The sequence below is a fragment of the Murdochiella massiliensis genome, assembly GCF_900059565.1.
GTDB lineage: Bacteria > Bacillota > Clostridia > Tissierellales > Peptoniphilaceae > Murdochiella > Murdochiella massiliensis.
In genome coordinates this window covers 214,769-240,977 of the sequence record NZ_FIZW01000002.1, presented here as the reverse complement: position 1 = coordinate 240,977, position 26,209 = coordinate 214,769, and the positions used below count along the sequence as shown (strand labels likewise).

The following is a 26,209-nucleotide window of genomic DNA, read 5'->3' as shown; positions in this document are numbered from 1 at the left end:
TCATGCAAACAGGAATAGTAAAGAAATGGAGTTGTTATGGGGATTATCGATTATATTGAAGCGAAAAACAGAGAACGCGTCAATCGCGCACGTCGCGAAGATAGCAAGAAGGTGGGCCTCGGTTTGCTTATCGGTGCCGCCATCGGCGCCGGAATCGGCATTTTGACTGCACCGCAGTCCGGTGAAGAGACGCGTCAGGATATCGCAAAGAAGGCCAAAGAAGCGGGTGACATTGTTCGCGATAAAGCGGATGAATACGTCAATCTTGCACGTGATTTCGGCAATGATGTCGGAGAAAAATTAAGCCAGATTCGTCCTGCTATTCAGGAGAAAATGGAAGACTTGGGTGAGCAGTACGAAGAATCCGTTCATGGCGTGAAAGTTGAGATTGCTAAGGCAAAAGAAGAGGCGAGCGATAAAGCGGAAGTTGTAAAAGAAGGCGCGAAGGAAGTTGCCGACGATGCCGGAAAAGGCGCTAAAAAGGCGGCGGAAGATCTGAAAGAAGGCGCAAAGAAAGCCGCTGACGATGTGAAGGATGCGGCCAAGGACGTTAAAAAAGACGTCAAAGAGACGGCGAAAAAGGCGGATAAATAACGGCGAACAGTCAGGAGGTTTGCGATGAACAACTTGACCTTAACCGTATCTTTGCAGGATGTCTTGCTATTCGCCTTGCTCGTTCTGCTGATTGTTGCGGTTGTTGTACTCATTCAGGTGTTGAAAAATCTGAAAACGATGACATGCGCATTACAGGAGGTCATAGAAAAAAACGGTGAGGAACTGGATGCGACGATAAAATCCTTACCCGTGCTGACGGAGCGGGTGGATCATACCTTGGATAAAGTGAATACCATTCTTGACAATTCTTCCGATTCCATTGTCGAGTCACTTGCCCAGGCAAAAACAACATTGGAAAATGCCAATCGACTAAGCAGCGATGTCGCAGACACGGTGCAGTATGTAGCCACGACAGCAGTGGATACGGCCGATCTCATCTCGACTAACGTCAATCGAGGAAGTTCCACATTAAACTATGCGAAAGAAATATTACGCATCATACGCGATGTCCTACACAAGTAAGGCGAACGGCTAAGCGTATCAAAAAATAAAATATGTTTCGGAAGAAGCGCCCGTATGGACGCTTCTTTTCTTGTGAAAAGGTTAATCCCTTTTTTCCATAACGCTTCATCTATAAAAATGAAAACGTGGGAAAACGCCTCACTAAGCAAAAAGGAAAGCGGTGTAGAAAATTCATTCACATGGAATCGTTTTTATGGTATTCTGAAATCAGGTCGAAGCACAGGGAATAGAGGTGAGCTATGACACAACCGACAATAAAGGATGTAGCAAAGCTGGCAGGGGTATCGATCTCCACCGTTTCGCGCGTAATGAATAAGTCGAAACCGGTCAGCCCTGAAGCGCAACGAAAAGTCATCGATGCCATTAATAAGCTTGGGTTCAAGCCCAATGAGCTGGCTCGCAGTCTGGTGATGAAGAAGTCGAACTCCATCGGCATTCTTGTAAAAGACATCGGCATTCATTACATGGCGGAAATGATTCGCGGCGCTGAAGAAATCGGGCGTATGTACAATTACGATATTTTACTTTCCAGCACTTATGGAGAGAGGGAATTGGAACAGCGCGCGATAGATTTTCTCTACCGAAAACAAGTGGAAGGGATCATCATTATTTCCGAGAGCATTGAACCGGAAACGATGGTGAAGATTAAGGAATATCGTTTGCCCTATGTACTGCTTGACCGCTTTTATAAGTCGGCAGATCTACATACGGTGACGATTCATCATCGCGAGGCGATGAAAGAGCTGACGGAATATATCCTTTCCCTGGGAAATCGCTCGGTACGTTATCTGCGAAGCAGTCTGAATTTTGACTTTTCCAAAGAGCGTTCCGGTGGCTATGATGATGCGATGCGTGAGGAAGGACTTGTTCCGATGAAGTTTGATGCCGATGGTGCAGATATTGAGGCGGGTTATCACGCCGCAGAAGAAATCACACAGCTTAGCAAAAAGGAACCGTTTGATGCGTTAATCTGTGAGAATGATGAACTGGCGATTGGTGTGATGACCTATTGCTATGATCATGATCTGGCCATCCCCAAAGCGTTTCAGATTGCCGGATTTGGCGGATCTCCTGATGTTCAGATCTTCCGTCCGCGCTTGACGACGATGGAAGAACCCTATTATGACATTGGCGCGGTGGCTATGCGTGCGCTGACGAAAACTTTGCAAGCAAAAGCAACCTTGGACGAAACCTTGTATTTACCAACGCAAATCCTTATTGGAGAGTCGACAGAACAACGAAAGTAATGTATAACGTTTATAGCCCTTATTATACTGAAGGAGGTTTACATGGCAGAAAAAACGGTAACGGTGGTTAATGAGACCGGCTTACATGCACGCCCGGCAGCAGCGCTGGTGCAATTTGTAAAAAATATTCCCGGCGACGTCGAATTGGTAAAAAATGGAAAAGTAGCCAATGCGAAGAGCATCTTCAATGTGATGAGTCTGGGGATTTCCAAAGGTATGGATATCACGGTTCGCGTGAATGGCGATGACGCGGAGGCACATGTCGATCAAATTGTCGAGTTCATTTCGCAGCTGACCGATTAACGATAGAAGGGAGCACCGATTGATGCTCCCTCTCTTTTTTTGTCTAACCCAAAAAAGGACGTATTTCCTTGCGCGACGGAGGAGGCGAAGATGACAAAGCGAATATCGGGAATCATCGCCTCATACGGCTTGGCGGTGGGAAGAGTCAAACGCTGGGTTCCGGAGGAAATTCCGATTCGCAACGATTGGATCAGGGAGTCGGAAGTGGAAGGTGAAGTATTAGCGATAAAAAATGCTTTTTCCGCTTTCCGTAAGAAATTGGTACAGGAGGAAGCACCGTCCCCTTTGCTTTGCTCATTGCGAGAGGCGCATATTGCTTTGCTGGATGATCCGTATTTGTTCGAGACGGTGGAACAATACATTCGGGAAAAGCATATGTCCGCAGATCGTGCACTGGATTCCACGATACGGATGATGGCGGCTCAGTTGGAAGCTCTTGAAGACCCTTATCTGCGTGAACGGGGAAGTGATTATCGTGATATGGGCAGAAGTTTGCTTTATGAGCTTAAGGGCCTTCCCGTGCCTCGCCTAAGCCATCTTACCGCACCCTGCATTCTTCTTACCGAAGAGCTTGCCCCATCTGATGCGCTTCTTCTGGATAAAACGAATGTGTTAGGATTCACCAGTGATCGCGGAGGTGCGACATCCCATACGGCGATGATTGCACAGACCATGGGTATTCCTGCATTGGTCGGATTGACCAATCTCATCTCCACGGTGAAAGATGGAGAATTGATTATCCTGGACGCGGAAAACGGTGAAGTGATTTTGGATCCGGATGAGGACACCCTTGCACTGGTTCAGGCAAAAATGGATGTGGGGAAACGTTATAATCTTCGTCTGGAGATGAATCCTGAGGAGAAGGCGGTAACGCAAGACGGTCGAGCTCTTGATACCTTTGTCAACATTGGAGGTCTGGATGATCTATCGGTCGGATTGCTTGCCGGCGCGGAAGGTGTAGGATTATTCCGTACGGAACTGCTTTACATGGAACAGGATCATTTTCCTACGGAAGAAGAGCAATATCGTGTCTATCATCAGGCGGCGGTTCTTTTAGCCAATCGGCCGCTCATCATTCGCACCTTGGATATAGGCGGTGATAAGCGATTGCCCTATTATGCTTTTCCTCGTGAAGCCAATCCGTTTCTCGGGTGGCGTGCGCTTCGCTTCTGCTTTGACCGGGAGAATATTTTTCGCGCTCAACTTCGTGCGATTTTACGCGCCTCTTCTGTAGGAAACATACAGCTCATGCTTCCCATGGTTATCAGTCCTTCTGAAGTTTATCGCGTTCGGGAAATGCTCGAAGAAGAGAAATGCCGCCTTATAGAGCAAAAGCAGTCCTTTGATCCTGATCTGCCTGTGGGGATTACCGTCGAGACGCCGGCAGCCATTTTCTTGGCTCGAGATTTGGCCGAATGTTGCGATTTTTTCAGCATCGGAACCAATGATCTTACGCAATACATCCTGGCTACCGATCGAGGGAACAACAATGTGGCCAAGCTGCATTCTCCCTTTCATCCGGCGGTCGTGCGCGCTATTAAACAGGCGGTGGAAGCTGCCCATGATGCGGGTATTTCCTGTGGATTATGCGGAAGTTTTGCGGGGAATTTACGCGCTACTCCCTTGTTGCTGGGTTTGGGACTGGATTCGCTTTCCGCTCCGGCTTCCATCCTTCCCCGGTTGAAAGAACGCGTAAGAGGAATTACACTGAAAGAAGCAAAAAAGTTGGCGGATGAGGTGTGTATAATGCATGCCACGGAAGAGATCGTGCAAGCGGTTTCTGCGTTTACAGCGGAAAAGACGGAAGGGGAGAAAGAATGAAAGAAAACGGGAAGAAGATGCTCTGGATTTTCGTGGGCTGTTTCATTCTTGCCTTAGCGATGAATTACTTTTTCATCCCCAACCATATCGCCGCAGGCGGAATCAGCGGACTGGCGATCGTTATTAACTACGTCTTTCCTTTTTTGGGCATCGGCTCACTGATTTTGGTCGGCAACGTTTTGCTCTTTGTCATGGCCTTTCTCATTCTGGGCAAGCAATTCGGCCTGATGACTTTAGTCGGTTCCATCTCCTATTCTGTATGGATTATTTTTTTTGAGCACGTTGCGCCCGTCACCGAGCCCATTGTTGCGGACCAACTGTTGGTGATTTTAATTGGTTCCGCGATCAGCGGCATCGGCTTAAGTTTCGTTTTTACGCAGAATGCTTCCACCGGAGGCACAGATATTTTGGGCGCCATTTTGAACAACATTACGCATATCGGCATGGCCAAGAGCTTGTTACTTGTGGATGCCATCGTCGTGATGTTGGGCGGGATGTTCATTTCTCTGGAGAATGCCCTTTACGCCATTGTGGCCATTTATTTACAGGCGATGATGCTTGATAAGATGATTGCCGGTTTCGGTCGACGCATGGTAATGAATATTACGACGTCCAAAGTAGATGAAGTGAACGACTACATTATTCAGAAGATGCATCGCGGAACAACGATCTATACTACACAGGGTGGATTTTCCCATCGGCCACATTATGCGATTCTCTCGGTGGTTCATAATAACGAGTACATTCGGATTAAGGACTATGTGGAGAAAATTGATCCCAGCGCTTTTGTTTTTGTCTATTCGGCAAATGAGGTATTGGGTGAAGGCTTTACCTATGCGCCGGGTCAACGTCTGCCTAACCGCTTTATAGATCCGGAGGAAGAAAAGACAGTGCAGACGAATACTTTGTCAATTGAAGGTCATAGCGAAATGAACGAGGAAAACTATGCAGCTGGGCAAAATACAAACGCTTAAAATAAAATCCTTAACGCCTCCGGGAGCCATATTGCAGGGCAATGTTCTTTTGCCGAAACGCTTTGTTCCCGAAGGAGCGAAGGTGAACGACGAAGTGGAAATTTTCCTTTTGCGTGATTCCGAAGATCGTCTCATCGCCACAACACGTCGTCCTAAGGTTCAGGTGGGTGAACTGGCGCTTCTTACCGTTAAAGATGTATCCCGCCAGGGCGCTTTTTTAGACTGGGGCTTGGACAAGGATTTATTTTTGCCTTTCCAGGAGCAGATGCATCATGTAAGGGTGGGAGAAATACTGCTCATCTATTGCTATGTGGATAAGTCGGATCGTCTTTGTTCAACGATGCGCGTTAAAAATCATTTCGCCGTTCCCGAAAAATTGCATGAAAACGACTGGGTGGACGGTGTGGTCTATGCCAATAATCCGGAAATCGGCGCCTTTATCCTTGTTGAACAGCGTTACAACGGGTTAATCCCTGCTGACGGTATGCGCGGTGCGTTGCGTATTGGAGAATCTGTACGTGCTCGCGTGGAGCAGATTAAGCCGGATGGAAAAATAGATCTCAGCTTGCAATCGCGTGCCCACGAAAAGATGGATGCGGATGCGATCGCTATTTTACGGATGGTTCAGGCAAATCAGGGCTTTTTACGTGTTAACGATAAGAGTGATCCGGAAACGATACGACTGCTTTTCGGCATGAGCAAAGCACAATTCAAACGCTGCATTGGGCGACTGTTAAAGCAGGGACGCATCACATTTTGTGAAGACGGCATCGCGCTTAAAAAATAAAATAGGCAAAAAAAAGAAGTTTTTTACGTCTGTACCCGAAGGGATATAACAAATGCGGAGAGGAGAAAATATGGACGATACGATTTTAGCCCGTGTCGGAGAAAGAACGATTACAAAACAGGAAGTAGAAGAACTGCGTAAATTGTTGGGCGAACAGGCAGAGCATTTTCAGGGAGAAGAAGGGGATTCCCGTCTGCTTGAGGAAATTATTCATCAGGAACTTCTCTATCGCGATGCGATGGACAAAAAAATGGATGAAGAGGAGGAGTTCCAAAAGCAACTCGATGCGCAGATTGCCATGATAAAAAAACAGCTTTTGCAACAATATGCGCTGCAAAAATTGCTTTCCGCCGTACAGGTGTTGCCGCAGGAGGTGGAAGAGTATTATCGTGCGAACGAAGAGCATTTTAGCGAGGAAGAAAAAAAGAATCCCGATAGACAGAAATCACAGATATATATGCAGCTGTTGTTGCTTCGTCAACAGGCTACCTATGTAAATTACACCGGCACATTAGAGAAAACCTATCCGGTTACGCGCATGAGCATATCCGAAGAAAAGGAGGAAAACCATGAGTGAACAAACTATCTTTGAGAGTCATCCTATTTTCACGTATTTCTATCGCATGAACCAAATTCCCCGCGGTTCCGGGAATGAACAGGCGATAAGCGATGCGCTGACAGCGTGGGGAAGAGAAAAGGGTTGGAAAACGGAACAGGATGAGGCCGGAAATGTCCGCATGACCAAACCCGCTTCACCGGGGCTTGAGTCGGCGCCGCGCATTATTATGCAGGGACACATGGACATGGTCTGTGTGAAGGGTAAAGGTGTGGAACACGATTTTACTCGTGACCCGATTGCGATGGAAGAAAAAGACGGCTGGCTTCATGGCATCGGAACAACGCTTGGCGCAGATGATGGTATCGGTGTAGCCATGGGACTGGCGATTCTTGACGAACAAATGGATATGCCGGAAACTTCCCTTGTCATTACCACCGATGAGGAAGAGGGGATGAATGGTGTTCTCTCGCTTTCGCCCTCTTGGCTGGATGCGGAAATGCTCATTAACATTGATTCCGAAGAAGAAGGATTTGTCACCTGTGGATGTGCTGGTGGCGCTACGGGAGAATTCACTATGCCGCTTACGCGTGAAACAATTTCGGGACAAAGCGGGCTGTATATCACCATTACCGGTATGAATGGCGGTCATTCAGGACAGAATATCCTGGCGGAACCGAATAACGCTTGTAAAGTCATGGCGCAGTTTTTACATGCCCTTATGCAGATTGCGCCTATTCGTATTGTGCGCTACCATAGCGGCGAAAAGCACAACGCCATTCCCAATGAAGCACAGGTCTGGATTAGTCTTTCGCCTGATGACGAAGAAACTATAAAACAGGGAATCCGGCAGATTTGGACAGCTACACAGGAGCGCCTGTTAAAACAGGAACCGGACATCGCGATTCATGTGGATGGGTTTAACGTAGAAGAAGCGCCGCTTACGGCAGAATCGACAAAGCAACTATTGAATTTAATTGATGTTTTGCCGCACGGTGTTTATCGCATGCGCGAAGATGGAAAAAATGTTCTGGCGTCCGATAACTTAGCCATTGTGGATACCAAAGAGAATCATGCGGATGTCATGGTTTCCGTTCGTTCCAGTTCGGAAGAAGTGCTTGCCGAATTGAAGGAAAAGATTGATCAGGCCGTGCATACCTTTGAAGGAAAAGGAAGCTATGGCGATGTTTATCCGGCATGGGAATTAGCGAAAGAGTCTGCACTGCGTGAACTCTTTTTGGAAACGTATCGTGAAGAAACCGGAAAAGAAGCGGAAGTTCTGGATATTCACGCGGGATTGGAATGCGGGTTATTTGCCCAATATAATCCGGAGTTGGACATGATTTCTATCGGTCCGGATATTGAGGGAGCGCATACGACGAGCGAACGCCTGAGCATCTCTTCGACACGAAGCACGTACGCGATGCTCAAAAAACTGATTGCGCGCATCGCCACGATGCGATGAAATGTGTATAATGAAGAAGGCAGAGCATTTCCCACATCAAGCATAAGGAGGATCCGCCATGACGGATGAAAAAAACAAGGATTTAGAACCTCAAGTAGACGAATTGGACGAGGAAGAATGGGATCTGGACGAGGAAGATCACATCGTTCTTACCTTGGATGACGACACGGAATTGGAATGTGTCGTACTGGACATTTTCCCGTTCCATGATAAAGAATATATTGCTCTCTTTCCCATAACGGAAGATGAGGAAGAGGAAGGTATCCTTCTCTACGAATATGCCGAAAGCGAAGATGGTGAAGAAATTGAGTTGTCACAGATTGATTCGGAAGAAGAGTACAATGCCGTGGCGGATGAATTCGATCGCCTCTTAGCAGAAGAAGATGACGATTGCGATTGCGAATGTGGACATGATCATTCGCAAGAAGAACGTTGAGAGGAGGATGCGGTGATTCAGTTAGTATTGGGCCCAAGCGGAAGTGGAAAAACAACACGCATGATTGATCAGGCCAATGAGGAGCATAAATCGCACAGCGGTCATCTTGTTTTTGTGGACACCGATGATTCGCAGATGTTTCGTCTTGATCATTCGGTTCGTCTGATCAATATGAAGCAGTATCACATTCATACCATGGATCGTCTTTATGGTCTCCTTGCCGGTATGTTAGCGAGAGATTTTGACATTGAGCGTGTTTTTATTGACGGCTTACATGCCGATCTGTTACAGGCGGGCGATTTTCAGAAAAATCTGGAAGCGCTAATTACCCTTTCGTCTGAGAATAATGCCGATTTCATCATCGGCCTGAACCTCAAGCCGGGGGATATTCCTAAGGTGGATGGCGTCGAAATTGTGGATATTTCCGAAGCTTGATCAACCGAAGCGCATTCCTCGAGGAATGCGCTTTTTCCTTTTTAGAAAGGATGTTCGATGCGTGAACTGACCGTGGGTAAGAATGATGCCGATCAGCGTTTGGATCGATTTCTGATCAAAGTGTTTCCCCGGGCAACGACCTCATTTTTACAAAAGAAGATTCGTCAGAAAAAAATTAAAGTCAATCACTTGCGTGCAGAAGCCGGAACGTTTCTGCGCGAAGGGGATAGCGTACAGATTTATCTTTATGAAGAGACGCTTCTTCCGCTGGAAGAGCGTCGCAGCTTTCCCACTTCTTCTCTTCGGCTTTCGTATGCATATGATGGGCCACAGTTCAGCGTGATCGATAAGCCGGCGGGAATGCTTTCTCACCCTGCAAATGCGCGCGATTACGGAAAAACGGCTGTCGATGCCTTTGTGCGTGATCTCTTGCAATCCGGAGAGTTTGTACCGCGCAGAGAAAAGAGTTTTGTGCCGGCTCTGGTCAATCGTCTGGATATGCAGACGGCCGGCTTGCTTATCGGGGCAAAGAATCATTCCGCCATGCTTCTTCTTCAACAAGGACTTAAGGATGGAAGTATTGAGAAGCACTATTTAGCCTATGTGGAAGGGGCGATTGAGCGGGAAGAGACCATTAGGTTTCCTCTGCGCACAGAAAACGGTCGAAGTGTCGTCGATCCGAACGGAAAAGTCTGCATCACGCATGTTTCTCCGCTGGTTTCTCGTTCTTCGTTTTCCCTCGTCGCTGTTCGTCTTGAAACGGGCCGAACACATCAGATTCGTGCCCATCTTGCGGCAACCGGCCACCCACTAATAGGGGATCGCCCTTACGGAGCACGATATCGAACAAATGTTTTTTCGCATCATCTTTTGCTTTCATCCCGTTTGCTGTTTCACAACGGCGAAGCGCTTGCACTTTCCACACCATTCAACGTATACTCGGGACAGACAGAACAATTCAAGGCAATGATGGCGATAATAGCGCCGAAATAAGCCGTCTACAGGAGAGAGAAAATGACCATTAAGATTCTTCTGGTGGAGGACGAAGCACCCATCAGAATGTTTACAAAGATTAATTTAGAGAATGAAGGCTTTCAAATTGTGGAGGCGGAAAGTGGCGAACAGGGTGTGGAACTGGCTCGAAGTGAACATCCGGACATTGTCGTTCTTGACCTGATGCTTCCGGGGATCAGCGGCTATGAGGTTTGCAGCATATTACGCACGGAAATGCCGCATATCGGCATTATTATGTTAACCGCGAAATCACAGGAAATAGACCGTATTCTCGGCCTGGAGAAGGGAACTGACGATTATATGGTCAAACCCTTTAATCCGCATGAACTGGTTTTGCGTGTCCGCTCGCTTATCCGGCGTCTAAAACTGGAGGAGGAGTCGGGTGCGCAAAGAGATTCTTCACCAATTATAGCCGACGGCCCGTTTACGCTTGATCTTTATGCGCGCACCTTTACAAAAAACGGGTCACTCATCGATCTGACGCCGACCGAACTGGCCATCATCAAAATGTTTATGACGCATCCGGGTAAGGCACTTAGTCGTGAAGAGATTTTGCATCATGCCTGGGGCGAGGATTATCAGGGGGAGAGTAAAATCGTCGACGTCAATGTGCGCCGCATTCGTGCTAAAATTGAGGACAATGCAGCAAAACCGGCGTATCTGGAAACGGTATGGGGGGTCGGATACCGGTGGAAAAAGAGCGAATAAACAATATCACCGACCTGATCGGCGTGCGCATTATGGGGTTGTTCATGACCGCCATTTTGCTTGTTGCCGTTGTTTTTGAGGTATTCTATATTCAATCGCTCTACAGCTATTATTACGACAACGTCAGTGGCGTGTTGGAATCACAGGCGCGCTACAGTGCAGAGCTTTTTTTGAGTTACGTGTCGGATGATGACCTGCATACCATTGTTCTGGAAAACAAGAACCAGTTTTATCGTGCCAATACGATGCAGGTACAAATTCTCAACAACGACGGCACAGTTCTCTTTGACAATCGCGGTACCGCTCTTCCCGGCACAAAGGTAAACGCCCAGGATGTTCAGCAGGCCCAGAAGAATGCGACCGGGATCATGGTGGGCAGAGTATCTTATTCGGATGAGCCCGTCATGTGTCTCTCCTATCCTCTTCGCAATCAGACGGATCAGGTCGGCATGATTCGGCTGACGACGTCATTGACCGGTGTGAACGATTTAATTCTTCAACGAATTTGGCCCTCGGTCTTATTTGCTATTTTGATGATTGCTCTGGTTGGCTTGCTTTCTTTTTTAATGTCCCGTTCGATTGTGCGTCCGATACACAATTTAACGGCTGTTGCCTTAAAACTCTCGGATGGTCAGTATGAGGAGCGTGCAGATGAGACACCGCGCGGAGAAATCGGCGAACTGGCACGCACCATGAATCGGATGAGCGACAATATTCGTGAGAAAGAAGAGCTGAAAAATGAATTCATTTCCTCTGTTTCCCATGAGTTACGCACGCCGCTGACCTCGATAAAAGGCTGGGCGATCACCTTGCAAACGGAAGGCATTAAACCGGAAATTGTGGGAGAAGGTCTCAAGATTATTGAAAAGGAATCGGAACGTCTTGGCGCGATGGTTGAGGATCTGTTGGATTTCTCCCGCTTCTCTTCCGGTCGTATCAAATTAAGCAAGAGCCGCTTTAATCTCGTCGAGGTAGCTAATCATATTCTGTTACAGATGCGTCCGCGCATTGAAGAAAAGCACATCAATATGAACTACAGCTATGCCCAAAACAACGTAGAAATATTAGGTGACGAAGGACGCATTAAACAGGTTCTTCTCAATCTTTTGGATAATGCCATTAAATTCACCGACGAGGAAGGTACCATCTATCTTACGATGGACACGGATCCGCAGCAGGTAATTCTCAGTGTGACCGACACGGGCATCGGCATTTCGGAAGAAGAGATCGGTTTTGTGACCGAAAAATTCTGGAAGGGAAAAACTTCCCGCTCCCATACCGGCCTGGGTCTTTCCATTTGCGAAGAGATTGTCAAAGCGCATGGCGGAGAACTAACGATCAAGAGTAAGCTGGGGATGGGCACCAGTGTCACCGTCATCTTGCCTCGCGAAGAAAATGACGAAAAAAAGGAGGGAAAAGCATGAAGCGTGCATATAGAGTTCTTGTTTTGTTGCTGCTCCTTCTTCTGGCGGGGTGCACTTCTTCAAACGAACGGGCGGTCAACGATCTTACTTCGGTACTGCGCTCACCGGAGCTTCGTTCTCTTCCGCTGGAAGGCATTTGGCAGGTCACGCGCATTATTACGCGTGATGAAAGCGATAAAACCGAATCTACCTATCGGGTCGGGGATAAATTATACATTGATCCGGACGTAGTTGCCTTCGGCGAGGTGACTACCGTTTCGCCGACCTTTTCTTCCAAGTCGGTAAAATTGCAGGATTATCTTTCCATGCGCTACAGCCAGGAAGACTTTGGTGTTGATCCGACATCCAATGTCTTTATTGCGATGATTCGCGATGCCGATCTCTTTTCGATGGACTTGATTTTGCTTCCGGACCATCAGCTGGCGTATATCAGCGGTTCGCATATTTATGTTTTGGAACAGAAGAACGGCGTGGTTCCTGTACGAGAAAAGGAAGATATTCTTGCGAAAGTCAAAAACACTTCCTCGTCGAGCAAAGGAGCAACCTACGCGAGCCACATCACCACGGTTTTAAGTTTGCGAACAAAAAAAATCAGCGATTCCGGCATTGCTTATTATGATTATGCTTCTTATCTTGTCGCGGATCATCCCGATATGGATCGCCCTCTTGTCTATAAAATGGATCAACTTTTTATTTTTAATGCGGATAATGTCGCATGGCTTCTGGATTATACGCCGGAAGAGCCGGACGTCAACAACGGCGTAATGAACGGAACGTTTACGTATCACTCCACACGTGATACCGATCGCGATAATCAGCAAGTGCTTTTTGATCAACTCGGTCGCGGCATCACCTTTCTGGAAGGGAATACGGTATCGTTTGATAAACCCGGTCAATATCCGGCACAAAAGGATACACCGAAGAAATATGAGATTCAACGCCTGGATAAACTCTCGGATGATCGTCCGCTTACGGTCACCGAAATTGGCGGGGAGAAGGAGACGGAAAGCATGAAGGAACAGGTGAATGCGCAGCTGGAATTTCTGGATCCGGAAGGTGAAGTCGATCCCAAGCGCTTCCCTGTGGATGAAAGCAATATCGGGATCGTGCGTCGTAATTTGAATTGGGGTTTTGTTACCAGCATGAACTGGCGTGCAGGGGATAGACTATTTCCCGCGCCGATTAATATTGATCTTGTTCCCCTCGTGAAGATGTTTACCGCGCCGACAGAATCGCTGTCGTGGACGAGGGTGACAAATAAGGCACCCTTGGCGACTACGGCATCGATATCTCCGGCATCCGATCGCCTATGGATTAAAACGGAAGATGAGCTGCTCTATTTTCGGTCAACGGCGAATCATATTGAAGATCGTTCACTTCTTTCGATTCAACTCGGAAAAGAGGCTGATCTCATCGGCGTGCGCTACTTTTACGATGAACAGGGAAAACAGGTGCAGGAGCAATTTACGAAACAGGAGCTCACGCAGCCACAGGTTCTTTATACTGAAACCAATCCTAATTATCACGACAATCCTGGGGCAAGAATTGAGTAATCGATAGTGGAGCGCCGCTTTTAAAATGGGATAATAGCGCTTCTTTCTTTTCACGGGGGAGTCTTTTAATAGCAGCTTCAATCTGCAAGGCTTCGCGTTTGCTTGAACAGGGCCAATATCCCGCAAGTTTGACGGGAAGGTGTGAACGAGTATATTTTGCTCCGAGGCCTTGAGCGTGAGCGCGTAGACGTTTTTCAACATCGTTGGTGTAACCGGTATAAAGACTGTCGTCTCCGCAACGCAACATATAGACAAAGAAGCACGTTTCGCTCATTCGTCCGCTCCTTCGCGCAGTGTACGCAACACATCTTGAAGAAGAAATCCGCGACGACAAAGCGCCTGCACGGTGCGTTGAAACTCCTTTTCGTCGGATAAATTACGACGAGCATATTTCTTTTGGATGAGCTGACGTAAAACATCCTGTTCTGCTGTTGCCGGTATGTTTTCGATGACGTCACGAATGAGCCCATAATCGACCCCTTTTTCACGCAACGCGGCGGAAATATGGCGAAGACTCCAGCCTTTGCGCTGTTTATCCTGTACATAGCGGCGAGCATACTCCGCATCATCCAGCCATCCGTTTTTTACCAGCTTTTCAACGACTTCCTCTTGTACGGAAGACGGAATTTTTTCTCGACTTAATCGCCGCTTCACCTCGCTTGTTGTACGAGGCTGATAGCTCGCATACCGTAAACCGACGGTAAACGCGCGAAAGCGGGCATCTTCCGCAAGAAGAAGCTCTTCCTGTTCTACCGACGGCTCCGCCGGAGCATGAAGACGAAGCTTCTGGTAAATATCATAGGATATAAGCAGTTCACGGCCATCATCGCAGGTAAAGACGAAGCCGTTTTTTTGGTCATCATAGAGAATCTGAACAATAATCATAATTTCTCCTTTTCCTGATTATAGCATGCGATCGAATGACATTGGGACACCGTGACGTTCCATTTGTGGTAGACTGCTCAAGGATGTGAAGATTGGCGGCTCTTATAGGGGGCGTTGACAACGATCCAAGCAATAGATCGGATGTGGGAAATCAAATAAGAAAGGATTCAAAATGGCAGAATTAAAATATGAGGTTGTTGAACGTTTGGGCGTGCTTAGTGAAGATGCGAAGGGATGGAAAAAAGAGCTGAATTTAGTTTCCTGGAATGAACGCGACCCAAAATACGATTTGCGCAGCTGGAATGCGGATCACACACGCATGAGCAAGGGCATTACGCTTACGAAAGAAGAAGTGGAAATCTTGGCTTCGCTTTTGCAGGAAGAAGTCGCGCATGACTGAGCCGGAAAGAGAAGTCGAGGTCAAGCTCATCGGTATGGATGCGGAAGCGTTTGAACAGGAAATTCTTGCTCGAGGGGCGGTCTTTGATGTCGAGGAAAACCAGACCAATATTCATCTCGATTCGTCAGCGCATCCGTTGCCGGCTTCTGCGCATATGCGCATTCGTCTCATTGAGGTGGAGGGGAAAATCGTGGCGCGGGAATGGACATATAAGAAGCGTCTGGCCACGGAAGATTGTCGGGTAAACGAGGAGTATACCGTTCACATTGAGGATGAACAGGCACTTCGTCTTTTGCTTCTGCAGCTCGGCTACGATCAACAGATTCCCATGCATAAAATTCGACGCCGCTATCTCTTTGAAGACTATCGTATTGAATTCGATCAGTGGGATGAGCAAAGTTTTCCCTTTCCCTACATTGAGGTCGAGGCGCCGAGCCCTGCGCGACTTCACGCGTTTTACGCGGCTTTTTCCATTCCGGAGGAGAAGGTATCGACGTTATCGATTTCGGAATTGAAAGAAGCCTGGCATCGGGGAACACTTACTCTGCCCCTGGACGACAACAAAGATCTAAAGGCGAGCGGAAAAACAAATCGATAGAAGAGAATTGCGATTTTTGACACGCCCTCTTTACGCCGCTATAATAGGAAAAGGCAGGTTTCCACCTGCTTATTTTTATAATTGATAAGGGAGTGACAAAGAGCATGACGGAACAAACAATCTTAACCCAGGAAGGATATACCAAGCTTCAGGAAGAACTGGAATATCTTAAATCTACACGGCGTGCGGAAGTTTCCGAACACTTAAAAGTAGCACGCGGATTTGGCGACTTGTCGGAAAATGCCGAGTATGATGCAGCAAAAGAAGAACAACGCCAGTTGGAAGAACGCATTCTCGTAATTGAGCAGCAGCTGAAAAATGCCCAGGTGATTAAGGAAGATGACTCCACGCAGCAGGACGTGGTTCATCTCGGCTCCACCGTAAAGGTGTTGGATACGGAATACAACGAAGAGATGACCTTTACCATTGTCGGGACGGTGGAGGCAAATCCGAAAAAAAACAAGATTTCCAATGAATCGCCCTTGGGCGCCATGTTGTTGGGCAAAAAAGCAGGCGATGAGCTTGTCGTGGAAACACCGGGCGAGAGTGTGAAATACCGCGTTGTGGAAATTGTACGGTAGAGGAGGACACATGGCGAAGCAGAGATCCGATAATGAAATGATTGCCAATCGTCGGCAAAAGCTTGAGGCGTTACGCAACGCCGGTAACGATCCGCACACCATTACAAAAGTGGACGTTACGGCACATGCCGCTGATGTGCACAACCATTTTGAAGACTGGGACGGAAAATCCGTCCGCATGGCCGGACGTCTCATGGCAAAGCGTGGACACGGCAAAATGAGCTTTTTGGATTTGCAGGATTCAACGGGAAAAATTCAGTTGATCTGCCGTGAAAACATCATGGGTGAAGATGTCTTTGCCGTCATTCGCGATTTGGATCTTGGTGATATTCTCAGCGTGGAAGGTCAAATCATGCGTTCCGAGCGCGGCGAGATTTCCGTTTCCGCAGAAAAAGTGACCTTGCTCACCAAGTCCTTAGCGTTGTTGCCGGAAAAGTTTCATGGTTTAAAGGATCAGGATCTGCGCTATCGGGAACGCTATGTCGATTTAATCGTCAATCCTGAGGTTAAGGACGTTTTTGTCAAGCGCAGCAAAATCCTTTCTGGTATTTCCCGTTATCTGGATGACCACGGCTATTTGGCGGTGGAAACACCTATTTTAAACACCATTTCCGGTGGCGCCAATGCTCGTCCCTTCATCACCCATCACAATACGCTTGATCTGGATATGTATTTGCGCATTGCCAATGAACTCTACCTCAAACGCCTCATTGTCGGCGGGTTCGACGGCGTCTATGAGATGGGACGGATGTTTCGCAACGAAGGGATGGACGCCAAACACAATCCCGAGTATACCGCCATTGAACTGTATAAGGCATATACCGACTATGAAGGCATGATGCAGCTTTGCGAGGAGATGCTCTCGACTGTGGCTGAAGAAGTTTGCGGCAGCACGACCGTGGAATATCAGGGACAGAGCCTCGAATTTCGACCGCCTTGGAAGCGCATGACCATGACGGAAGCGGTTCGTGAATATGCCGATGTGGACTTCGATACGATTCATTCCGATGAGGAAGCTAAGGAGCTGGCGAAGAAACACAACATTGAGACCAAGCCGACCGACGGAAAAGGAAAAATTCTGCAATATTTCTTTGATGCGTATGCCGAGGAGCATCTGATTCAGCCGACGTTCATCTACGAATATCCGGTGGAAATCAGTCCGCTGGCCAAACGCATGCCGAATAAACCGGATATGACGGAGCGCTTCGAGGCGTTTATTTGCGGAAGCGAAATTGGCAACGCGTTCTCGGAGCTAAACGATGCCGAAGATCAGCGCGGCCGTTTTGAACACCAGGTCGCTTTGCGCGAGGCGGGTGATGAAGAAGCGGGCATGATGGATGAAGACTTCCTGCATGCTCTCGAAGTCGGTCTGCCACCGACGGGCGGCATGGGTCTGGGCATCGACCGCATTGTCATGTTCCTGACCAATCAGACGTCCATCCGCGACGTATTGCTATTCCCAACCATGAAGCCGCTGGGCATGGAAAAGACGGAGTCTGCAGCAGAATCGGTGACCGCTTCGAGCGAGTCGGCTGCTTCGCCTACGCCGATTGACTTTTCCAAGGTGGAGATTGAGCCGCTCTTTACGGATTATGTGGATTTTGACACGTTCAGCGAGTCGGATTTTCGTGCGGTCAAGGTGCTTTCGTGTGAAGCCGTGCCCAAGTCAAAAAAATTGTTACGCTTCGAATTGGATGACGGCACAGAGGAACCACGCACTATTTTAAGCGGTATTCATGCCTACTATGAACCGGAGGAACTTGTCGGGAAAACCTGTATCGCCATTACTAATCTTCCGCCGCGCAAGATGATGGGCATCGACTCTTGCGGTATGCTGATCAGCGCCATTCATGAGGAAGAAGGGGAAGAGAAGCTGCACCTGCTGATGGTGGATGAACACATTCCGGCAGGAGCCAAACTGTATTAAGATACGAGCTGTTTTTATATGGCGAATTTAAAAAAGCGACCGGAAGGTCGCTTTTTTGTGTTTAATGGGACGATATAAGGCATGGAAAAGATCGCAGTGGATACTTTTGCTGTTCTGCATCTATCCGATGGGGAGTATGATCCGTTTCATCGATAAGCGTAAAAGATCGTGTGCAAGAACGATGGTTGTTTGATGCCATTATTTTCCACAACACTTTTTATCTGCCACAACAAGTTTTATCTGATAGAATAGAAGAAAGCAAATTGCTTTTTTTGACAAAAGAAAAACGTTTACAGGAGGGATTTATGAATTGGAAAAAGGCATTATCTTTACTGCTGGCAGGCTCTATGTCCCTGTCCCTTGTTGCATGTGGAGGAGGGGGCAAACAGACAGAAGAGAAACCAGAAACCGGTGGGCTTAAAGGCTCTATTACTGTTCAGGCGGAAGAGGGATGGAAACCTTATTACGAAGCAGCGATTGAACGTGTTAAAAAAGCCAATCCTGATGTAGAGATTTCCATTATTGAAAAGGGCGCATTTGATCACATTGAAGTGATTGATAAGACCGGTCCGAAGAATGAAGACGTCGCTGACGTATTTTCGATTCCGGCGGATCGCCTTTACGGCATGGTAGAAGGCGAAAACCTGGCAGCGATTGATGCCGAAGGGCTGTGCAAAACTGTAGGCGGATGGAAAGATTTTGCCGAATTCAATCAAGGCTTGGGCGGAAACTTTAAGATTGATGACGAGTATTTTGCTTTCCCGATGAATATTGAGTGCTTACTTGCTTTCAAACAAAAGGCAAATGCAAAAGCGCAAAATATCGATTTGACAAAGCCTATAGAAATTGGAGAAGCGACTTGGGCACAAGTACAGGTTCCCGCATTTGATGCTTGGTATGGTGTCGCGCTTTTGAACTCAGCAGGAATTGAATTGCTGGAGAAGAAAGAAGATGGAACTTTTGCTTCAGATTTAACGATGGAATGGGCGAAACTTCCGAAAGAAAAACAGGCGGTAATCGAAGCGTTATATGGCTATTGGAAAGGCAATGCCGATAATAATACGAGTCTGTTTGATGATAAAGCTGGGTATGCGTATACCGATACACAGTTTGAAACGGGAAAGAATGGCGTCATCCGTCTCGGCGGTCCGTGGGATTACAACACCATTGCAAAAGCAGCCGGTGAAGAGAATTTGGAATTGGGCGCGCTGGATAATTTAACCATTGCCGGAAAGCCGCTGGCACATTGGAAAGGCGGCTGGGGATATGCGATTAACGTTCGCAATGAAGAAGATGCGAACAAAATGGCAATCTGCAATGCTTTAATTGCGGAGTTGGCGAATCCGGAATTCTTTGAGGACTATTTCAAGGCAACCGGAAAAGTCATGGAACAGGTTTCTGCAGAAAAATATGAGGCGTCGGGACTGACCGATGCGGAGAAGGCGACGGTGGTTAACATGATTAATTCCTATCAGAACGCCGTTTCTCGTCCACTTTTCCAGGAGTATGGTCAGGTTTGGGATACATGGAAGAATGCAGTCCTTTCCTGGAATGCTGAAAAGCCCTCGTCCGCCGAAGAGGCTTATAAACAGTTAAAGGCTTCCTTTGACGCGATGATGACCAACTTGCAGAAATAATTGTTCGGGGTGCAACCCGTTCATGTACCGTAGCGAAAGCGGAGGTTTCTGCAAGAAATCTCCGCTTTTTCTCAAAGCTATCGTTCGAATGAGAGGGACACATGTTTCAACTGAAGCATCCTTCAAAACAAAAGACGCTTGCCATCTATATTGCCGTAGCATGCTATGTTTTATTCATATGTCTTTATGCGTTGCTTACGGCGAAAGACCGTGCGCTGTTTGAAGTGTGGCGGGACAGCATCTCTTCGCAGCTGACGTTGCGAGATTATACCGCCATGCGCACGGGAGAGATGTTTTCTTCCCTTTTGATCCCTGCAGGGTATGCCGTTTATCTCTATTTTGCCGTACACAAGATGGGACTGACGAAATTAGCCTATTGGGTATGGGGACTGCTTTTGTTTTATACGCTGGTGATGCGTATTCTGCTTTTTCAGTGGAACAATGTGTTTTGGTGGGTTGAACTGTTCTGTTTATCGGTAATTTTTATTCTTCATGCCGATATAGAAGAAAAGGCACGGCGTAAGAGTCGGCGATAAAGATAGCGCATTCACTGATTTCTGTTCGAATAGAAGGGAAACGATATGAATTATCCCGTGATGCTGACGGATCGAATCGGGAGAGAATATCCGCGGAAAAATGAATATCTGCGGGAACTCGCTGTTGCACAAAATGCGGGGGATACCGATACCGTTCGTCGTCTGAAAGCACAAAAAGATACTCATCCTTATCTTATCGCATTACGCGAATATGAACAGGCGGAAAAGACATTTCTCGCAACGCTCAAGGCAGAAGAACCGCAAGCCCAAGCGCAGATTGATGATAAGGATCCTAAAGTAAGACAATATCTGATCACCCTTTTCCGCGCGGAAAAAATGGCGGAATTCTATGCTCCATACGTGGATTTGTGCTACGATGCGGAACTTGCTTACCGCACGGCAGAAAAGAAAGTGGAGCTGTTGCCGGCGATGATTACCTCGTATCGTCTTCTTTTGCTGGATTTGGAATATGCCAATCAGCAAAAGGTCGATACCGAAAAAGCAGCTGCGTATCAAACGGAAGAAGCGCAGTATAAAGAAGAAAGAAAGAAGCAGTTTGATGCGCGTGTGCAGGAGTTAAAAAATTCTCTGCATGAAGGGTTAATTTCCCGAAAAGCATACGACAATGCGGTAAAAATTGCTAAAAATGAATATCAACAAGATATTGCCCTTAAGCAATATTATGCGCCGCAAAAATATCATGATGATTTGATTCACAACATCAAACATCATTTACGCAATGACAACCGTCAACAGGAAGCCACATTAAATGAGGAAATCTCTGCCATTCGTCGCAGTGTACCGGCGGAGACAATGAAAAATTCGTTGTGGCGTTGCTTGTTTTCTTTGCCCGTTCCGGGCCTTGGCCAAATTCTCAACGGACAAAAAAAGAAAGGCGCGTATTGTCTTCTTATCGTACTCTTTATCTATCTGATTGCTGTCCCGTATGCGTTGGGCTTTGGCAATTATCAGGGAGAAGGGCTGATGGGACTGTTTACGCTTGCGAAAAATGGTGCTCGTGTAGACCGATCGCTTATCTTTATGATAGAAGGCATCGTCTCCCTTGTTCTCGTTTTTTTATCCCTCATTTTGATAGGCGTTGCTTTTGTGGATGCACGAAAAGTGGAAAAAGACGAGATGCTGGGCATACGTCCGAATCAGTGGTTTGAAACGAAGCGGGAAATCAATGAAAAGGGATTTCCGTATTTCGTCAATATTCCCGCTGTATTGTTGATCTTATTTATCACACTCATCCCCATAATTACGGCAGTGCTTCTCTCCTTCACAGGCATGGACCCCGACCATCAGTCCAAATTCAGCTGGATCGGTTTGGATAATTATATGACGATCCTCCGTGCGCAAGGCTTGCAGGGTTCGCTCTTCTGGCGAATCTTAGGCTGGACAGTAATATGGACGCTTGGTGCAACTACCTTGGCGATTGCGATCGGTATGGGATTAGCTATTTTGGTTAACGGAAAACATATTCGCGGTAAACGCTTCTTCCGTACGGTTTATATTTTGCCTTGGGCAGTTCCTGCGTTCATCACCATTATGTTCTTTTCCATTATGTTGGCGCCGGATGGCTATTTGACGGAGGTATTGTCTTCTGTGGCAGGACATACGGTAAACGTCAAGAACGATGCAAATTTGACGCGTGCCGCCTTGATTTTCATTCAGGGATGGTGCGGAAACGCTTATATCTTTTTGCTGGCTACCGGTGTTTTACAATCTATTCCGGCTGATTTATATGAGGCAGCAGAAATGGACGGTGCAAATGCCTGGCAGCAGTTTCATCGCATCACCCTGCCGATGCTGTTGTTTCAGACCGCACCGATCCTTGTTGGACAATACACGTTTAACTTTAATAACTACACCATTATCCAGCTCTTTAACGGAGGGGGACCGTTCAATCCGACCAAGTACGGAAATCTTGCCGGAACCAGTGATCTTCTCATCTCCTACATTTTCAAGCTGACCATGGAAAATGAGTATCAAGCCTTTGGCGCTGCCATTTCCATTCTCATTTCCATCGTACTCATTGTGGTGGCTTTTATCGGATATCGCCGTACTTCGGCTTTCCGGGAGGGATAACGTTATGCGTAAGAAAAAAGGACAGAATTTTTATTTGAAGGACCAGCAGCCATTAACGCCGATTGGTCGTGTCGGTGTGGGTGTCACATACGTCGTATTAGCGCTATGGACATTTATCGTGCTTTGGCCGATCTTGCAGATCATCGTTTCTTCGTTTAATGGCGCGCAGGGGAAATACCTTATCTTAAACGGAAGATATGAGTTTTCGCTGAATAATTTCCGCGACCTGTTTCAGGATACGCAGTATCTTTCCTGGTTAAAAAATACGGTTTTTATCGGCGTAGCATCCGCCATCATTCAAACGCTGGTAGTCGCTTTTACCGGATATGCCTATTCTCGTTTTCGCTTTAAGTTTAAGAGGGGGTCGCTTTTGACCATTCTACTTATCCAGGTGATTCCGACGTTTGCAGGAATTACAGCCTACTTTACCATGCATCAGATTATTTCCGGTGTCATTCCGCCGTTTACCAGACAGATGATGTTGGTGCTCATTTATTCAGCAGGCGGCATCGCAAACAATACGCTGATCATGAAGGGCTATATCGATTCCATTTCCACGGAGTTGGATGAGGCTGCCCGTATGGACGGATGCTCCAATTTCCAGGTATTCCGCATGATTATCACACCGATTGTCCGTCCGATGCTTGCCATTATCGCCTTGTGGGCGTTTATCGCACCATTTACGGACTACATGTTGCCTAAGGTGTTGTTGACAAGCCCATCAGAATACACCCTGGCTACGGGCTTACAGACTTTGATTGACGATACACGGACAATGCGCCAGCCCCTTTTTGCTGCCGGCGGACTGCTGACGGCACTGCCCATTGTCACGTTATTTATCATGCTTCAAAAACAATTGGTATCCGGACTTTCTTCCGGTTCGGTGAAAGGATAATGCGATGCAGGTATTAATGAAGAACATCGGTAAAAAGTATGAAGGACGAGAAGAATTTACACTTCGTCACATCAATCTGGAAATTAAGAGCCGCGATTTCTGTGTCATTTTAGGACCGTCCGGATGCGGAAAAAGTACACTGCTGCGCATGATTGCCGGGTTAAACTCCATAACCGAGGGAGAATTGATTTTCGGTGATCGTGTGGTCAATCAAGTACCTCCTAAGGATCGCGACATTGCCATGGTTTTCCAAAGTTATGCGCTTTATCCGCACATGACGGTGTACGATAACATGGCGTTTTCGCTAAAAATGCGCAAAGAGCGAAAGGGGATCATTGATAAGCGCGTAAAAGATGCGGCAAAGCTTTTACAGATTGAGGATTACCTCTATTCACGTCCATCGGATATTTCCGGCGGTCAGCGTCAGCGCGTAGCCCTCGGACGCGCCATTGTCCGTAATCCTGGAATTTTCTTGATGGATGAACCACTATCCAACTTAGATGCAAAGCTTCGTGAACATATGCGCATCGAGCTGGTGCGCATTCACCAACAGATGAAAACCACAACCATCTACGTTACGCATGATCAGACGGAAGCGATGACGATGGCGACCAAGATCATTCTTCTGGATAAAGGGCAGATTCAACAGGACGGTTCTCCGGATGAGTTTTACAATACGCCGGCCAATACGTTCGTGGCGCAATTTATCGGTTCACCAACGATGAACCTTCTGGAAGGGAAAATGGTTAATGGCGTGTTCTGTACGGAAAATGATGAAGTACGCATTGAACCTTCCGCTGCAGATGCATCCCGTCTCAAAATGTACGAGGGAAAAAAGGTCATTGCCGGTATTCGTTCCGAGCGCTTCCTGAACAAAGAAACATCCGAAAAAAATCGCGTGGCCTTCCATGTGGACGTCATTGAAAACTTAGGCAAAGAACAGTCTCTGTTCGTTAAGCTGCCCAGTGGAAAAGACCTTGTGATGACTATGCCCGGTCATTACCATTTTGTGCAAGGGCAGGCGGAGGAGTTTGCCTTTGATAATGAAGCTATGCATTATTTTGATGGCGAAACGAAGAAACGTATATGACAGGAAGAAGAGAGGAAAAAATGGACTATACCAACGATTCAACGTTGTCCATGTCGCAGACGCCGCATAGCGGCGTCTCTTCTTTGACGGAGTGGGGAAGCGACAAGGAAGCCTATGCCCATTGGACAGCAAGTCGAAATGATAAGGAAGAGCATATCGCCGCCCATCCTGAACTATCCGTGGTTTCCTTTCCGCGTGGAACGGGAATTATCCTGCCTATTTTTTCACTCCCCTCGAAATATGGTATCGGGACCTTCGGCGCTGAAGCGTATCGCTTTTGTGATTTTTTGCACGAGGCGGGAATGCGTTACTGGCAAATCCTTCCGCTTGGACCGACAAGCTACGGGGATTCTCCCTATCAAAGTTTTTCGACGGTAGCGGGAAATCCGTATTTTATTGACCTCGAATATCTTTGTGCCGACGGCTTGCTGGAGAGTGAGGAACTGGAAGCGATTCCCTTCGGTGAGGAGGAAGAATACGTCAATTATTCGCTGCTCTACAATCAGCGTTATCGTCTTCTTCGCCGAGCCTTCGAGCGTGCTGTCGGGAAACAGCCTCTTGCCACCGATGAAACAACGACAATATTCGGGTATTCTTTTCTTGAAGGAGATCGGGGAACGTGCGAAACCCTTGCGCATTTTCGCGCAGAAAATGCGGATTGGATTGAAGAATACGCTCTGTTTCAGGCGTTAAAAGCGGAGCACTTTGATGTGCAATGGACGGAGTGGGCTCCGGAATATCGTGATCGGGATACCGCTGCGCTTGCTGCTTTTCGCGCAGAGCATGAGGAAGATTTGCTGTTTCAGATATTTTTACAGTATCATTTTTTCCGGCAGTGGCGCGCCCTTAAGGACTATGCTCATGAAAAGGGATTGCTTTTTATCGGCGATATGCCGATCTATATCGCTCATGATTCCGCCGATGTCTGGGCAAAACGTGACGAATTCTATCTGGACGAATCCGGAAACCCGACGATGGTGGCCGGTGCGCCACCGGATGCCTTTACGGCGGACGGACAGCGCTGGGGAAATCCCTTGTATCGTTGGAATGTGATAGCGGAGCGCAACTATGCCTTCTGGGTGCGGCGCTTCCGTGCCAATCTCAACCTGTATGATGTTCTCCGTCTGGATCATTTTATCGGCTTTGCGCATTATTGGACTGTCCCGGCGGAGGATGAGACAGCCCGATATGGCCATTGGGAACCGGGGCCGGGCCTTTCGCTTTTCCTTACGTTACAGCGTGAACTGGGGCCTTTGCCCATTTTAGTGGAGGATTTGGGCGTGCTTTCTCCCGAAGTCATCACATTAAGAGAAAAGACAGGCTTTCCCGGTATGAAGCCTTTGCAATTCGCTTTTGGAGGAGGAAGCGATTCGGATTATTTACCGCATCGCTTTGATCGTCACACCAGTATTTATTCGGGTACACATGATACAGAACCGCTTAGAACTTGGTGGGAGCATTTGGATCCGCATATTCGATGTTTGGTGGGAGACTATTTTGCTCTTCATGACTCGGAAGGTGTGCGTTGGGGGCTACTTCGCGGGGCCATTTCAACCGTAGCGGATTTGTGCGTTTTGCAAATGCAGGATATTCTGTGGACGGATGAACGCACGCGCACGAATCTTCCCGGAACGCTTGGCGGAAACTGGAAGTGGCGTCTTTTGCGCGACTATGCCGATCCGGAAATAACGAAGAGACTGCGCGCACTCAATGTGCTTTATGGTCGCTAAAGAGGAATCGGCAACGAATAGGAGAAGAGGGAAGGAGAA

At 47.4% G+C, this 26,209-nt stretch carries 27 protein-coding genes; 25 read left to right on the top strand and 2 right to left on the bottom strand.

The annotated features are described in order from the left end of the window. Positions 1-36 precede the first annotated feature (36 nt). The 15 genes from BN3910_RS02775 to BN3910_RS02705 all read left to right on the top strand — a co-directional run bounded on the left by BN3910_RS02775 (position 37) and on the right by BN3910_RS02705 (position 13,800). Entirely contained in the window at positions 37-594 is a 558-nt protein-coding gene (locus BN3910_RS02775) for a YtxH domain-containing protein (protein ID WP_066924097.1), read from the top strand. Positions 595-618: 24 nt separating this feature from the next. Beyond that, positions 619-1,077 (top strand): hypothetical protein, encoded by a 459-nt coding sequence (locus BN3910_RS02770; protein WP_066924095.1) that lies wholly within the window; start codon positions 619-621, stop codon positions 1,075-1,077. Between the two features lie 239 nt (positions 1,078-1,316). Further along, positions 1,317-2,324, top strand: coding sequence for a LacI family DNA-binding transcriptional regulator (locus BN3910_RS02765; RefSeq protein ID WP_066924092.1), 1,008 nt, complete (start codon positions 1,317-1,319; stop codon positions 2,322-2,324). 42 nt (positions 2,325-2,366) lie between these two features. Further along, positions 2,367-2,627: an HPr family phosphocarrier protein gene (locus BN3910_RS02760; RefSeq protein WP_066924091.1), complete on the top strand. Its 261-nt coding sequence runs from the start codon at positions 2,367-2,369 to the stop codon at positions 2,625-2,627. A 90-nt stretch (positions 2,628-2,717) separates the two neighbouring features. Continuing rightward, a complete protein-coding gene (gene ptsP, locus BN3910_RS02755) occupies positions 2,718-4,448 on the top strand; it encodes a phosphoenolpyruvate--protein phosphotransferase (RefSeq protein WP_066924089.1) in 1,731 nt (576 codons plus the stop codon). Then, the gene (locus tag BN3910_RS02750; RefSeq protein ID WP_066924087.1) at positions 4,445-5,422 is read left to right on the top strand and encodes a YitT family protein; all 978 of its coding nucleotides are present in this window, start codon (positions 4,445-4,447) and stop codon (positions 5,420-5,422) included. The genes ptsP and BN3910_RS02750 overlap by 4 nt, the downstream gene beginning before the upstream one ends. Further along, a complete protein-coding gene (locus tag BN3910_RS02745) occupies positions 5,394-6,209 on the top strand; it encodes a CvfB family protein (protein ID WP_066924086.1) in 816 nt (271 codons plus the stop codon). The genes BN3910_RS02750 and BN3910_RS02745 overlap by 29 nt, the downstream gene beginning before the upstream one ends. A 70-nt stretch (positions 6,210-6,279) precedes the next feature. Next, positions 6,280-6,786, top strand: coding sequence for a hypothetical protein (locus BN3910_RS02740; protein ID WP_066924084.1), 507 nt, complete (start codon positions 6,280-6,282; stop codon positions 6,784-6,786). Next, positions 6,779-8,230, top strand: coding sequence for a beta-Ala-His dipeptidase (gene pepD, locus BN3910_RS02735; RefSeq protein ID WP_066924082.1), 1,452 nt, complete (start codon positions 6,779-6,781; stop codon positions 8,228-8,230). The genes BN3910_RS02740 and pepD overlap by 8 nt, the downstream gene beginning before the upstream one ends. 58 nt (positions 8,231-8,288) lie before the next feature. Continuing rightward, on the top strand, positions 8,289-8,666 hold the full coding sequence (locus tag BN3910_RS02730) for a DUF1292 domain-containing protein (RefSeq protein WP_075967978.1): 378 nt from the start codon (positions 8,289-8,291) through the stop codon (positions 8,664-8,666). Positions 8,667-8,678: 12 nt separating this feature from the next. Further along, complete coding sequence (locus BN3910_RS02725; protein ID WP_066924080.1) at positions 8,679-9,101, top strand: ATP-binding protein; 423 nt, start codon at positions 8,679-8,681, stop codon at positions 9,099-9,101. A gap of 57 nt (positions 9,102-9,158) precedes the next feature. Beyond that, complete coding sequence (locus tag BN3910_RS02720; protein ID WP_066924078.1) at positions 9,159-10,094, top strand: RluA family pseudouridine synthase; 936 nt, start codon at positions 9,159-9,161, stop codon at positions 10,092-10,094. A gap of 21 nt (positions 10,095-10,115) precedes the next feature. Then, positions 10,116-10,823, top strand: a complete 708-nt coding sequence (locus BN3910_RS02715) for a response regulator transcription factor (RefSeq protein ID WP_066924076.1) — start codon at positions 10,116-10,118, stop codon at positions 10,821-10,823. After that, the gene (locus BN3910_RS02710; RefSeq protein WP_082790268.1) at positions 10,787-12,247 is read left to right on the top strand and encodes a sensor histidine kinase; all 1,461 of its coding nucleotides are present in this window, start codon (positions 10,787-10,789) and stop codon (positions 12,245-12,247) included. The genes BN3910_RS02715 and BN3910_RS02710 overlap by 37 nt, the downstream gene beginning before the upstream one ends. Continuing rightward, positions 12,244-13,800 carry a hypothetical protein gene (locus BN3910_RS02705; protein WP_066924072.1) on the top strand — a complete coding sequence of 519 codons (1,557 nt, stop codon included), beginning with the start codon at positions 12,244-12,246 and terminating at the stop codon, positions 13,798-13,800. Before BN3910_RS02710 ends, BN3910_RS02705 begins: the two co-directional genes overlap by 4 nt. Here BN3910_RS02705 and BN3910_RS07490 read toward each other — a convergent pair. Together BN3910_RS07490 and BN3910_RS02700 are read right to left on the bottom strand one after the other, a co-directional pair. Then, positions 13,763-14,074 (bottom strand): GIY-YIG nuclease family protein, encoded by a 312-nt coding sequence (locus BN3910_RS07490; RefSeq protein WP_075967977.1) that lies wholly within the window; start codon positions 14,072-14,074, stop codon positions 13,763-13,765. The two genes, BN3910_RS02705 and BN3910_RS07490, sit on opposite strands and share 38 nt — an antisense overlap. Then, on the bottom strand, positions 14,071-14,685 hold the full coding sequence (locus tag BN3910_RS02700) for a regulatory protein RecX (protein ID WP_066924070.1): 615 nt from the start codon (positions 14,683-14,685) through the stop codon (positions 14,071-14,073). Before BN3910_RS02700 ends, BN3910_RS07490 begins: the two co-directional genes overlap by 4 nt. 172 nt (positions 14,686-14,857) lie before the next feature. Here BN3910_RS02700 and BN3910_RS02695 point away from each other — a divergent pair, with 172 nt between their 5' ends. The 10 genes from BN3910_RS02695 to malQ all read left to right on the top strand — a co-directional run bounded on the left by BN3910_RS02695 (position 14,858) and on the right by malQ (position 26,170). Beyond that, on the top strand, positions 14,858-15,085 hold the full coding sequence (locus BN3910_RS02695) for a YdbC family protein (RefSeq protein WP_066924068.1): 228 nt from the start codon (positions 14,858-14,860) through the stop codon (positions 15,083-15,085). Continuing rightward, on the top strand, positions 15,078-15,683 hold the full coding sequence (locus tag BN3910_RS02690; protein ID WP_066924066.1) for a class IV adenylate cyclase: 606 nt from the start codon (positions 15,078-15,080) through the stop codon (positions 15,681-15,683). Before BN3910_RS02695 ends, BN3910_RS02690 begins: the two co-directional genes overlap by 8 nt. Positions 15,684-15,787: 104 nt before the next feature. Further along, positions 15,788-16,264, top strand: coding sequence for a transcription elongation factor GreA (greA, locus tag BN3910_RS02685; RefSeq protein WP_066924064.1), 477 nt, complete (start codon positions 15,788-15,790; stop codon positions 16,262-16,264). A 10-nt stretch (positions 16,265-16,274) separates the two neighbouring features. Continuing rightward, positions 16,275-18,191, top strand: coding sequence for a lysine--tRNA ligase (gene lysS, locus BN3910_RS02680; RefSeq protein WP_066924062.1), 1,917 nt, complete (start codon positions 16,275-16,277; stop codon positions 18,189-18,191). 305 nt (positions 18,192-18,496) lie between these two features. Beyond that, the gene (locus BN3910_RS02675; RefSeq protein WP_066926144.1) at positions 18,497-19,828 is read left to right on the top strand and encodes a sugar ABC transporter substrate-binding protein; all 1,332 of its coding nucleotides are present in this window, start codon (positions 18,497-18,499) and stop codon (positions 19,826-19,828) included. A gap of 101 nt (positions 19,829-19,929) precedes the next feature. Continuing rightward, a complete protein-coding gene (locus tag BN3910_RS02670; RefSeq protein WP_066924060.1) occupies positions 19,930-20,364 on the top strand; it encodes a hypothetical protein in 435 nt (144 codons plus the stop codon). Between the two features lie 45 nt (positions 20,365-20,409). After that, positions 20,410-22,455: a carbohydrate ABC transporter permease gene (locus BN3910_RS02665; RefSeq protein ID WP_066924058.1), complete on the top strand. Its 2,046-nt coding sequence runs from the start codon at positions 20,410-20,412 to the stop codon at positions 22,453-22,455. Positions 22,456-22,459: 4 nt separating this feature from the next. Then, positions 22,460-23,350 (top strand): sugar ABC transporter permease, encoded by an 891-nt coding sequence (locus tag BN3910_RS02660; protein WP_066924056.1) that lies wholly within the window; start codon positions 22,460-22,462, stop codon positions 23,348-23,350. A 4-nt stretch (positions 23,351-23,354) separates the two neighbouring features. Then, on the top strand, positions 23,355-24,440 hold the full coding sequence (locus BN3910_RS02655) for an ABC transporter ATP-binding protein (protein ID WP_066924054.1): 1,086 nt from the start codon (positions 23,355-23,357) through the stop codon (positions 24,438-24,440). Further along, positions 24,437-26,170, top strand: a complete 1,734-nt coding sequence (malQ, locus tag BN3910_RS02650; protein WP_148417317.1) for a 4-alpha-glucanotransferase — start codon at positions 24,437-24,439, stop codon at positions 26,168-26,170. The genes BN3910_RS02655 and malQ overlap by 4 nt, the downstream gene beginning before the upstream one ends. Positions 26,171-26,209 lie beyond the last annotated feature (39 nt).